Genomic DNA, 11790 nt, shown 5'->3' with positions numbered 1-11790 from the left:
TCCGTTTCGTCCTTCAGGTCAGTGTGGACGACTAAACCTGCATGATCTCTTGCTCTTTGGTTTTCAAGGCTTCGTCCATGCGCTTGATGGCCTCGTCGGTCATCTTCTGAACCTCGGTCTCCATGCGCTTCTGCTCGTCCTGATTGATGGCCCCGTTCTTCTCGGCCTTCTTCAGGTCGTCGTTGGCGTCACGACGGACGTTGCGGACCGCGATCTTCTGCTGCTCGGCGTACTTGCCGGCGATCTTGGCCAGGTCCTTGCGACGCTCCTCGGTGAGGGGCGGAATCGGAATGCGCAGGTTCGTGCCTTCGTTGACCGGATTGAAGCCGAGGCCCGACGAGCGGATCGCTTTTTCCACCGACACCACCATACCCTTGTCCCAGACGCTGACCGTGATGGAGCGGGGCTCGGGGACGCTGACGGCGGCGACCTGGTTCAAGGGCACGGTCGAACCGTAGGCCTCCACCATCACCTGATCGAGCAGGCCGGACGACGCTCGGCCTGTGCGCAGGCTGGCGAATTCGTCCTTCAAGGCGGAGATCGCCTTGTCCATGCGGTCCCGGTAGCTCGAAAGCACAGGCTTCTCTGCGTCGGCCATGGCTGCGTCTCCCTAAGTCAAAGGTTATCGGCGTGATCAGGCGATGGTGGTGAAGACGCCTTCGCCCTGCAGCACCTTCATGAAGTTCCCCCGCTCGCGGATCGAGAACACCACGATCGGGACGTTGTTGTCGCGCATCAGGGCGATGGCCGAGGCGTCCATGACCCGCAGGTCCTGCGCCAGCACGTCCTGATAACTGAGGGTCTCGTAGCGGCGCGCGCTGGGGTCTTTCTTGGGGTCGGCGGTATAGACGCCGTCCACGCTGGTGCCCTTGAAGAGCGCGTCGCAGCCCATCTCGGCGGTCCGCAGGGCCGCAGGGGTGTCTGTAGTGAAGAACGGGGCGCCGAGGCCCGCGGCGAAGATCACCACCCTGCCCTTTTCGATATGGCGCTGAGCTCGCCTACGGATATAGGGCTCGCAGACCGCGTCCATGGGGATGGCCGACTGCACGCGGGTGTCAACGCCGGCCTTCTCCAGGGCGCCCTGCAGGGCCAGCGCGTTCATCACAGTGGCCAGCATGCCCATATAGTCGGCGCTGGCGCGGTCCATGCCCTTTCCGGCCAGCGAGACGCCGCGGAAGATGTTGCCGCCGCCCACCACCAGACAAAGCTCGACCCCGGCGTCGACCACTTCCTTGATGTCCGCGGCCACCGCCTCAATGGTCTTGGTGTCGATGCCGAACAAGGCGTCGCCCATCAGGACCTCGCCCGACATCTTCAAGAGGATCTTCTTGTAGCGCGGCTTGGCGTCGGACATGGGGCGCTCTCGAGAATCTTGGGCGTATCTACATAAACCAAGGGCGCCGTGCGCGTCGAACGCACGGCGCCCCAGGGCCGTCTTTTTATAAGCCCTGAGCTAGGCTTGGCCGGTCATCGACGCCACCTCAGCGGCGAAATCGTCGACCTTCTTCTCCACGCCTTCACCCAGAGCGAAGCGCACGAAGCCCTTCACGGTCACCGGCGAGCCGGTTTCCTTGGCGGTGTCGGCGATCAGCTGCTCGATCGTCACATCGGGGTTCATGACGAAGGGTTGCTTCAGCAGCACCACTTCTTCCTGCCACTTGCGGATCCGGCCTTCGATCATCTTCTCGACGACGCCGATGGGCTTGCCCGATTCCAGCGCCTGGTCGGTGAGGAACTTCTTTTCCTTCTCGACGGCGGCGGGGTCCAGGTCGGCCTCCGTGAGCGCCAGCGGCGGGGTCGGGGTGCCGGCCACGTGCAGGGCGATCTTGCGGCCCACGTCCTTCAGCACAGCCTGGTCGCCAGCGCCTTCCAGCGCGACGAGCACGCCGAGGCGGCCGACGCCATCGCCCTGCGCATTGTGCAGGTAGAGGGCCACGGCGCCCTGAGCGACGCTCAGGCGAGCCGAACGGCGCAGACGCATGTTCTCACCGATGGTCGCGATCAGGTTGGTGATCACATCGCTGACGACTTCGCCCTTGGCCGTCTTGGCCGCGGTGATGGCGTCCACGTCGCCGTCGACCTCCAAGGCCACAAGGGCGCAATCGCGCGCCGCGTCCTGGAACTTGTCGTTCTTGGACACGAAGTCGGTCTCGGCGTTGAGTTCGACGAGCACGCCGGTCTTGCCGTCGTCGCTCAGCTTGCCAGCCACGAGGCCTTCAGCGGCGGCGCGGTCGGACTTCTTGGCGGCCTTGGACAGGCCCTTGGTGCGCAGCCAGTCGATGGAGGCTTCGACGTCGCCGCCGTTTTCCTGCAAGGCCTTCTTGCAGTCCATCATACCCGCGCCGGATTTCTCGCGCAGGTCCTTGACCAGCGCAGCGGTGATTTCCGCCATGGTGAGCTCCTTCAGATCAAGTGGATCGGCGAGACCCACCTAGGGCCTCGCCACGTCGTAGGGTTGTCGGCTCGCCAGAGGCGAGCCTCCGACTTACTCTTAGGTCGCGGTCGGTTCAGCCGCCGGGGCTTCCGCCGCGGTGGTCTCCGGTTCGGCCGCGGCCGGGGCGGCCTCGACGGCAGTCGGTTCAGCAGCGACCGGGGCCGGAGCCTCGGCAGGCGCCGGAGCGGCAGGCGCGGCCATCTCGGCTTCGGTCACGACCGGCTCCGGGGTCAGCTCGCGGGCCAGGGTCGGCTCGATCGGGGCCACGGAGGCGCCCAGGTCCACACCGGCGGCCGATTGGCCGGCGGCCAAACCGTCGAGGATCGAGTCAGCCATCAGGTCGCAATAGAGCTGGATGGCGCGCGCGGCGTCATCGTTGCCCGGGATCGGATAGGTGATGCCGTCCGGATTGCAGTTGGTGTCCAGGATGGCGACAACCGGGATGTTCAGCTTGCGGGCTTCCTGGATCGCGATCGCTTCCTTGTTGGTGTCGATCACGAACATGATGTCGGGGATGCCGCCCATGTCCTTGATGCCGCCCAGGGACAGTTCAAGCTTGTCGCGCTCGCGCGTCAGCTTCAACAGTTCCTTCTTGGCGCGGCCTTCCGAGCCGCCTTCCAGGAGGCCTTCCAGCTCGCGCAGGCGCGAAATCGAGCCCGAGACGGTGCGCCAGTTGGTGAGCGTGCCGCCCAGCCAACGGTGGTTCACATAATACTGGGCGCTGCGCTTGGCGGCGGTGGCGACGGGATCGGACGCCTGACGCTTGGTGCCGACGAACAGCACGCGGCCGCCCGAGGCGGCGACCTCACGCACCTTCACCAGGGCCTGGTGAAGGAGCGGGATCGATTGGCTCAGGTCGATGATGTGGATGTTGGAACGGCTACCGAAGATGTAGCGGTCCATCTTCGGATTCCAGCGGTGGGTCTGGTGGCCGAAGTGAGCGCCAGCTTCCAGGAGCTGACGCATAGAGAAGTCGGGAAGCGCCATGTCGTATGGTCCTCTTTTTCCGGTTAGCCTCCGCAGACAAACCCTCCTGATGGAGGACCGGAATGGAAACCGACGGGATGTCTCCCCGCCAACCGCCAAACGCCTGCGTGTGGAATGGGCGCGGATATAGGGCCAAGCGGCTGAAAATACAAGAGCCAGGGCCGGTTGGGGCCAGGCGGGCCCGGTCCTACTGGTGAACCGCCTCAAGACGGTAGCCATCGAGGTCGGTGATGAAGGCCGCATAATAGGTCGCGCCATAATGCGGGCGAAGGCCGGGCGCGCCGCGATCCGCCGCGCCAAGCGCCATGGCGGCGGCATGGAAGGCGTCGACGGCGGCCTGATCGGGAGCGTCGAAAGCCAGGTGGAATCCAGGGCCAGGTGGGGTGATGGGGCCAGTCTGCGAAAAGAGGGCCAGTTTGTCGCCACCGTTGAGCGCGCCGAAGCCGGCGCCCTTGGCGTGGGACCACACCCGAACGCAGCCCAGGGGTGCGAGGATGGCGTCATAGAAGGCCGCGGCGCGCTCCAGGTTGGCGACGCCGAAGGAGAGGTGGCCCAGCAAGGCCTAGAGATCCTCGACGAAGACCACGCCGGGCGCGGTCTTCAGGGCGCCGCGGACCGCGTTGTCCAAGGTGAAGCGGCCCGGCAGCTTGACCTCCACCTCGCGGCCGCCCTCGACCGGCGCCACCAGGATGACCTCACCGCCACGGGCGTTCACCGAACCTTCGAGGCGTTTCTTCAAGGCGTCGATCTCTGCGCTGCGCGGAGCGATGTGGACGCGCAGGCCCGCCACCGCATTCTCTATGGCCCGGTCAATGGGCTCGCAGCCGTCGCCGAAGAAGCGCACCTCCCCATCCCTGGCCTTCGCGCGGATGCGCAGACCGACGCACTTGCCAGGCTCCAACAGCTCGCGGGCGTTGCGCAGGGATTCTGGGGGAAATAGCACCTCGAACTCGCCGGTAGGGTCGGAGAAGGTGACGAAGGCGAACTTCTCGCCGCTGGAGGCTGAGGCCCGCTCCTGCTTGCGGCGCACGACGCCGGCCATGCGGAAGGCCTCGGCGCCTGCCATGGCCTTGGGCAGGACATCGGCCAGAAGGTCGACGCGCTTGCGGCGCAGGGCGGGCACCATGTCATCCATGGGGTGGCCGGAGAGGTAGAAGCCGACGGCGGCCAGTTCCTCGTCCAGGCGCTGGGTGGAGGACCAGGTGTCGATCTTGGGCAGCCGCGGCCGCTGCGCCTCCACCTGGTCGCCGCCGAACAACGAGCCTTGCGACGACGCGCGCTCGGCGGCCACCGACTGGCCATAGCCCACCAGGACATCTGCGGCCCCGACGATCTGCGCGCGGTTGGCATGCAGCGAGTCGAAGGCCCCGGCGCGGGCCAGGGTCTCGAACGAGCGCTTGTTGACCTGTTTGGGGTCCACGCGCTCGACGAAGTCGAACAGATCCTTGAACGGCCCGCCCTCGGCGCGAATGGCCACCACATGCTCCATGGCCTGCAGGCCCACATTGCGGATGCCCCCCAGGGCATAGAGCACTTCGCCGTCCGCCACATCGAAGTCAGCGGCCGACAGGTTGACGTCGGGCGCTCTGATCTTGACCCCGAACTTCTTGGCGTCCTGGTAGAAGACCGCGAGCTTGTCGGTCGTGGAGATGTCGAGGCTCATGGAGGCCGCGAAGAACTCCGCCGGCGCATTGGCCTTCAACCAGCCGGTTTGGTACGAGATCAGGGCGTAGGCGGCCGCGTGGCTCTTGTTGAAGCCATAGCCCGCGAACTTGTCCACCAGGTCGAAGATGCTGCCCGACTGCTCGGCCGAGACGCCCTTTTCCGCCGCGCCGGAAATGAACCGCGCCCGCTGCTGGTCCATCTCCTCCTTCTTCTTCTTGCCCATGGCCCGGCGAAGCAGGTCGGCTTCCCCCAGCGAATAGCCCGCCAGGATCTGGGCGATCTGCATCACCTGTTCCTGGTAGACGATGACGCCATAGGTCTCCTTCAGCACCACCTCGAGAGAAGGGTGAAGGTAATCAACGGGTTTGCGGCCGAACTTGCAGTCGATGAACAACGGGATGTTGTCCATGGGCCCGGGCCGGTACAGCGCGCCGACGGCGGTGACGTCCTCAATGGAGCCGGGACGGAGCTGACGCAGGGTGTCGCGCATGCCCTGCCCTTCAAGCTGGAACACGCCCACGGTCTGAGCCGCGCTCATCAGTTCGTAGGTCTTGGCGTCGTCCAGGGGCAGTTCGGCCATGTCGACGCGGGCGCCACGCTTGTCCAGGTACTTCAGCGCCCGGTCGATGACCGTCAGTGTCTTGAGGCCCAGGAAGTCGAACTTCACCAGCCCCGCACTCTCCACCCACTTCATGTTGAACTGCGTTGCGGGCAGGTCCGAGCGTGGGTCGCGGTAGAGCGGGGTCAGTTCGGTGAGCGGGCGGTCACCGATCACCACGCCGGCGGCGTGGGTGGAGGCGTTGCGGTAGAGACCCTCCAGCTGGAGAGCGGTCTCCAGCAGTTGGGCCACGGCCTCGTCGTCGTCCTTGGCCTGGCGCAGGCGCGGTTCGATCTCGATGGCGCGGGCCAGCGTCACCGGATTGGCGGGGTTGGCCGGCACCATCTTGGCCAGCCGGTCCACCTGGCCGAGCGGGAGCTGCAGCACCCGGCCGACGTCGCGCAGGACGGCGCGGGCCTGCAGGGTGCCGAAGGTGATGATCTGGGCCACCCGGTCGCGGCCATAGCGTTGCTGGACGTAGGAGATCACCTCTTCCCGCCGCTCCTGGCAGAAGTCGATGTCGAAGTCGGGCATGGACACGCGTTCGGGGTTCAGGAACCGCTCGAACAGCAGGCCGTAACGCAGGGGGTCGAGGCCCGTGATCAGCAGCGACCAGGCCACCAGGGAGCCCGCGCCGGAACCCCGGCCCGGACCGACCGGGATGTCGTGGGCCACGGCCCATTTCATGAAGTCCGACACGATCAGGAAGTAGCCCGGGAAGCCCATGGCCTGGATGACGCCGATCTCGCGCTCCAGCCGGTCCCAGTAGTCCTGCTCGGTGCCGGAGAGGGTGTGGCCCTGCAGGCGCTTGCGCAGACCCTCGCGGGCCTGCTCGGCCAGCTCCTCGGCCTCGGTGCGGCCGGCGACCGTGGGGAAGCGGGGCAGGATCGGGTCGCGCTTCTTGACCATGAAGGCGCAGCGCCGGGCGATATCGAGGGTGTTGTCGCAGGCCTCGGGCAGGTCAGCGAACAGCTTGCGCATGTCGGCGGCCGGCTTGAACCAGTGCTCGGGCGTCACCCGGCGGCGGTCCTCCTGGCTGATATAGGCGCCGTCGGCGATGCACAGCAGGGCCTCGTGGGCCGTGTAGAGCTCGGCCGGGCCGAAATAGACGTCGTTGGTGGCCACCAGCGGAATGTCGAATTCGTAGGCGTAGCTCACCAGTTCCGGCTCGGCGGCGGCCTGGGCGGCCATGCCATGACGCTGCAGCTCGATATAGAAGCGGTCGCCGAACACCCTGTGCATTTCCGCCAGGGCCGCCTTGCCCTCCTCGGTCTTGCCCGCGGCCATCAGCGGATCGACGGGACCGTCCACCCCGCCCGACAGCAGCAGCAGGCCCTCGGCCCGCTCCACGACAGCACTCCAGGGCACCTGGGGCTCGTCGGTGGGCTCGATGTCCAGATAGGCCATCGAGGAGAGTTCGGAGAGGTGCAGATAGCCCTGCTCGCTCTGGGCCAGCAGCACGATGGTAGGGATCTTGGCCCAGCGCTCAGGCGGGCCTTCGCCGATGCCGCGCACCGGCAGCGCGACGCCGACGATGGGCTGGACGCCGGTCTCCTTGGTGGCGACGGAGAACTCCAGCGCCCCGAACAGATTGGCCCGGTCGGTCAGGGCCACGGCCGGCATGTGGGCCTTGGCCGCCAGCTTGCCGACCGCGTCGGCCTTGATGGCGCCTTCCAGCAGCGAATAGGCCGAACGGACCCGGAGATGGACGAAACCGTCTTGTTCGCCCTGCCCGCTCACGCCGTCCTCCGCTCTAAAACCTCAGCCTCAGGCGGCCAGTTGCGCGACCTGACACATCATCCAGACAAACCCCGCCACCGACACAAAGGCCAGCGATTCCCGCGCCAAACGAACAACCATAACGTCACCCCTGTGAATGTTCTGCGTATGTTCCTATTCTGGTTTTGTTCTCATGGCAAGAGCCAGCAGCTATTCGCATTGGGGCGAAACCGCCGTGCGCTCACTCCACCCCTTCGGCTGCTTCGGGACTTGCGTTAGAAGGCCAACTGACTTGTCTTGGTTGCTGATCGAATCGAGCTGGGGCACGAATGCTTGGGCAATTTCAAAGGGAATGGCCTCTCGTAAGAGCCGCTCCTTGGTCAGCAGCGACCATTGCAAGTTTGTGCTTCGCTGGTGGTTTTGGGTTTGCTTCGTTGCTCTTCAGTCATCAGACTGAAACGCTCAAGGCAGAGCGAGATTTGTATAAGGCCCAGGGCGAAACCTCTTCAGGCACATCTGCCCCAACTTCGACTGCTGAGCCAGGCCCTCTTCAGAAGGAGATGGCCGGTCGGGCACCGGAGCGAGCTCCCGTACCGCCAAACTCAGGCGAGTACGTGCCCCAGAGTGTCGCCGATAAGTACCTGGCCCTTCGTAGCCAGCACAGCACCCGTCTCCAGATTGACCTGCTAGTACGTCCCTACGTCGGAAAACGGATACGCTTGGCGGGTACGCTGGTAGGCGCGGAAATGCGTGGCGATAATTTGTGGGTGCAGATTAACCCGCCTTCCGGCGGTGACAGTTTTTTCGCTTATTTTGACAGCCAATGGTCTGCTCAACTCTCCGGGCTAAACACCGGAACGCGCATTTCCTTTGACGCGATGTTGTCTGAAGGCACACCACCTGAATTGACCGACGCCACGCTACTCTAGGAAGCCGGAGCGTTGATAGACGGGGGCCATAGCGGCAAGTGGCCCCTAAAACCCCGCCTGCGTCTCCAGCTTCCCGTCCTTGAGCCCCAGCACCCGGTCCATGTGCCGGGCGAGTTCGAGGTTGTGGGTCGCCACCAGGGCCGCGACGCCGGTGGCGCGGGCGAGCGCGTAGAGGTTCTCGAACACGGCTGCTGACGTGTGCGGGTCGAGGTTGCCGGTGGGTTCGTCGGCCAGCAGGAGGCGGGGTGAGTTGGCGAGCGCCCGGGCGATGGCGACGCGCTGCTGTTCGCCGCCGGAGAGCTGCGCCGGCTGGTGCTTGACCCGTTCGGCGAGGCCCAGCTGTTCCAACAGGAAGAAGGCGCGCTCGCGGGCCGCCTTGCGCGGGGTCCCGGCGATCATCTGCGGCAGGACCACGTTGTCCAGGGCCGAGAACTCCGGCAGCAGGTGGTGGGCCTGGTAGACGAAGCCGATGGTGTGCAGGCGCACGCGCGTGCGGACCCGGTCGCTGAGGTTGGAACAGTCGCGGCCCTCGATGAAGATCTGGCCGGCCGTTGGGCGTTCCAAGAGGCCTGCCGCGTGCAAAAGCGACGACTTGCCCGAGCCCGACGGGCCGATGAGACCCACGACCTCGCCCGGCATGATGTCGATATCGGCCTGGTCCAGCACCGTCAGGGTTTTGTCGCCGGTCTGGTAGGTGCGGGTCAGGCCACGGATGGCCAGGACCTGGTTGGGGCTGGAGGGATCACTCATAGCGAAGCGCCTCCACGGGATCGAGGCGCGAGGCGCGCCAGGCAGACGGCAGGCTGGCCACGAAGGTCATGACCAGGGCGCCGCCGGTGATGCCCGCGACCTCGATCCAGTCGATCTTGGCCGGCACACGGGTCAGGAAATAGACGTCTGAATTGAACACCTGGGCGCCGGTGGCCCACTCCACGAACTGCTGGATCTCGCCGATGAAGGTGCAGAACAGCACCCCGATCCCGAGGCCCGTGAGCGTGCCCAGCAGGCCGATGGTGGCGCCGGTCATGAAGAAGATGCGCAGGATGCTCCCCTGCCCCGCCCCCATGGTGCGCAGGATGGCGATGTCGCGGCTCTTGTTCTTCACCAGCATGACAAGGCCGGAGATGATGTTCATCGCCGCGATGAACAGCAGCATCATCAGGATCAGGAACATGACGTTCCGCTCGACCTGCAGGGCGCCCCAGTAGGAGGCGTTCTTCTGGGTCCAGTCCGTGACGATGGAGGCCGGGCCGGCGATGGCGGCCACCTCGGGCTTCATGTCCATGGCCTTGTCGGGATCGGCCAGCTTCATCTCCACGAAGTCGACGCCGGCGTCGCGGCCGAAGAACAGCTGAGCCTGAGCCAGAGGCATGTAGATGAAGGCCTGGTCGTACTGGCTCATCCCAACCTTGAAGGTGCCGCCCACGGTGTAGGACTTGCGCTGCGGCGTGGCGCCAAAGGCCGTGGCCCCACCGGTGGGGGATATCAGGGTGAGCGCATCGCCGGCCTGGACGCCCAGGGTCTTGGCCAGATCGTCGCCCACAAGGATCAGGTCGCCGCCGTATTCCCCCTCGCCGAACCCCTCCAGGGATCCGGAGACGATGTTGTCGGCGATGATCTTGGTGGCCTTGAGGTCTGGGGGGCTGAGGCCGCGCACGATCGCGCCGCTGATCTGGCCCATGCCCAGAGCCATGGCCTGGGCCTCGATGACCGGAGCGGCCTGAGTCACGCCCGGCAGGGCCCGCAGGCGCATAACCATCGGGTCGCGGGCCGGGGTCTGCAGCACGCCGCCGGCCACGTAGACGTGGCCGTTGAAGCCGAGGATCCGGCTGAGCAGCTCGGAGCGGAAGCCGTTCATCACGCTCATCACGATGATCAGAACAGCGACGGCCAGGGTGATGCCGATGAAGGAGATGATGGAGATCAGGGCGACGCCGCCCTGGCTCTTCTTGGCGCGCAGATAACGGCCCGCGACGGTCCGTTCCCAGAGGCCGAAGGGTTGTCCGCGGCCGCCGAGCGCCTGCTGGCTCACGCGGTGATCACCTTCAGGGCCTGCTCCAACGGCAGGGTCTGCTTCTCGCCGGTGGCGCGGCGTTTGATCTCGACGGTGCCGTCAGCCACGCCCTTGGGCCCGACCACCAACTGCCAAGGAATGCCCACCAGGTCGATGGCCGCGAACTTGGCGCCGGGGCGCTGGTCGCTGTCGTCCAGCAGCGGGTCCTTGCCCGCTGCGATCAGGGCCTGGTAGGCCTTCTCGGACACCTCGTCGGTCCCGGCGTCACCGGGCCGCAGGTTGATCACCGCCGCGCCGAAGGGCGCCACGGCGTCGGGCCAGATGATGCCAGCCTCGTCGTGACTGGCCTCGATGATCGCCCCGGTCAACCGGGAGACGCCGACGCCATAGGATCCGCCGTGGATGGGGTGGTTCTGACCGTCGGGCCCGGCCACCTCGGCCTTCATGGGCTTGGAGTACTTCTCGCCGAAGTAGAAGATATGCCCCACCTCGATACCGCGGGCCGACAGGCGCTTGTCCTCGGGCACCAAGGCGAACGCGGCCTCGTCATGCATCTCCTCGGTGGCGGCGTAGAGATTGGTGCGCTGCTCCACCAGGGGCTGGAGGTCGCCGTCCCAGTCGACATCGCCGGGCGCCCCCATCTCCACCAGGTCCTTGTGGCAGAAGACCTGGCTCTCGCCGGTGTCGGCCAGGATGATGAACTCGTGGGACAGGTCGCCCCCGATGGGGCCGGGGTCAGCCTTCATGGGCACCACGTTCAGGCCCATCCGCGCATAGGTGTTCAGATAGGCGATGAACATGCGGTTGTAGGACTTGCGCGCGGCGGCCTCGTCGACGTCGAAGGAATAGGCGTCCTTCATCAGAAACTCGCGGCCACGCATGACGCCGAACCGGGGGCGGCGCTCGTCGCGGAACTTCCACTGAATGTTGTAGAGGTTCTTGGGCAGGTCCTTGTAGCTCTTCACATAGGCGCGGAAGATCTCGGTGATCACCTCCTCGGCCGTGGGACCGTAGAGCAGGTCGCGCTTGTGGCGGTCGGTGATGCGCAGCATCTCGTCGCCGTAGTCTTCATAGCGACCGCTCTCGCGCCACAGGTCGGCGAGTTGCAGGGTGGGCATCAGCACCTCGATGGCGCCCGCCCGGTCCATTTCCTCGCGGACGATCTGTTCGATCTTCTTCAGAACCCGCAGGCCGAGCGGCAGCCAAGCATAAATGCCCGCCGCTTCCTGGCGGATCATGCCGGCGCGCAACATGAGTTGGTGGCTGACCACCTGGGCGTCGGAGGGAGCTTCCCGAAGCGTCGGCATGAAGTAACGCGAAAGACGCATCTGGCGGAGATTCCCGGACGAGGTTCAGATCAACGGCCGTGATAGCCGCTGCGCTTGGACCTTGGCAACGAAGCTGGATGAAAAGAAGGCCGCCCAGGGAGGCGGGCGGCCTTCTC

General features: G+C 65.8%; 10 protein-coding genes. 1 reads left to right on the top strand and 9 read right to left on the bottom strand.

Going from position 1 to position 11790, the window contains the following annotated elements; all coding sequences use genetic code 11:
* Positions 1 to 31: 31 nt before the first annotated feature.
* The 6 genes from frr to dnaE form a co-directional block, all read right to left on the bottom strand.
* Positions 32 to 598, bottom strand: a complete 567-nt coding sequence (gene frr, locus AAC997_RS11315) for a ribosome recycling factor (protein WP_340645802.1) — start codon at positions 596 to 598, stop codon at positions 32 to 34.
* 36 nt (positions 599 to 634) lie between these two features.
* Positions 635 to 1354 carry a UMP kinase gene (pyrH, locus tag AAC997_RS11310; RefSeq protein WP_304828350.1) on the bottom strand — a complete coding sequence of 240 codons (720 nt, stop codon included), beginning with the start codon at positions 1352 to 1354 and terminating at the stop codon, positions 635 to 637.
* Between the two features lie 99 nt (positions 1355 to 1453).
* Positions 1454 to 2392 carry a translation elongation factor Ts gene (gene tsf / locus AAC997_RS11305; protein WP_340645801.1) on the bottom strand — a complete coding sequence of 313 codons (939 nt, stop codon included), beginning with the start codon at positions 2390 to 2392 and terminating at the stop codon, positions 1454 to 1456.
* Positions 2393 to 2491: 99 nt separating this feature from the next.
* Positions 2492 to 3421, bottom strand: a complete 930-nt coding sequence (gene rpsB / locus AAC997_RS11300; protein ID WP_340645800.1) for a 30S ribosomal protein S2 — start codon at positions 3419 to 3421, stop codon at positions 2492 to 2494.
* Between the two features lie 187 nt (positions 3422 to 3608).
* Positions 3609 to 3980 carry a VOC family protein gene (locus tag AAC997_RS11295; protein ID WP_340645799.1) on the bottom strand — a complete coding sequence of 124 codons (372 nt, stop codon included), beginning with the start codon at positions 3978 to 3980 and terminating at the stop codon, positions 3609 to 3611.
* A gap of 3 nt (positions 3981 to 3983) precedes the next feature.
* On the bottom strand, positions 3984 to 7424 hold the full coding sequence (dnaE, locus tag AAC997_RS11290) for a DNA polymerase III subunit alpha (protein WP_340645798.1): 3441 nt from the start codon (positions 7422 to 7424) through the stop codon (positions 3984 to 3986).
* A 698-nt stretch (positions 7425 to 8122) separates the two neighbouring features.
* Here dnaE and AAC997_RS11285 point away from each other — a divergent pair.
* Positions 8123 to 8332, top strand: coding sequence for a hypothetical protein (locus AAC997_RS11285; RefSeq protein ID WP_340645797.1), 210 nt, complete (start codon positions 8123 to 8125; stop codon positions 8330 to 8332).
* A gap of 45 nt (positions 8333 to 8377) precedes the next feature.
* On the opposite strand, the gene AAC997_RS11280 is transcribed toward AAC997_RS11285, so the two are convergent.
* The 3 genes from AAC997_RS11280 to proS are packed head-to-tail and all read right to left on the bottom strand — an operon-like array spanning position 8378 to position 11674.
* Positions 8378 to 9082: an ABC transporter ATP-binding protein gene (locus AAC997_RS11280; protein ID WP_340645796.1), complete on the bottom strand. Its 705-nt coding sequence runs from the start codon at positions 9080 to 9082 to the stop codon at positions 8378 to 8380.
* Complete coding sequence (locus tag AAC997_RS11275) at positions 9075 to 10364, bottom strand: lipoprotein-releasing ABC transporter permease subunit (protein WP_340645795.1); 1290 nt, start codon at positions 10362 to 10364, stop codon at positions 9075 to 9077. Before AAC997_RS11275 ends, AAC997_RS11280 begins: the two co-directional genes overlap by 8 nt.
* On the bottom strand, positions 10361 to 11674 hold the full coding sequence (gene proS, locus AAC997_RS11270; RefSeq protein WP_340645794.1) for a proline--tRNA ligase: 1314 nt from the start codon (positions 11672 to 11674) through the stop codon (positions 10361 to 10363). Before proS ends, AAC997_RS11275 begins: the two co-directional genes overlap by 4 nt.
* Between the last annotated feature and the right edge of the window lie 116 nt (positions 11675 to 11790).

The organism is Phenylobacterium sp., from assembly GCF_037968635.1.
Taxonomy (GTDB): Bacteria; Pseudomonadota; Alphaproteobacteria; order Caulobacterales; family Caulobacteraceae; genus Phenylobacterium.
The sequence above is the reverse complement of the archived record's forward strand: the minus strand, read 5'-3'. Positions and strand labels throughout refer to the sequence as shown.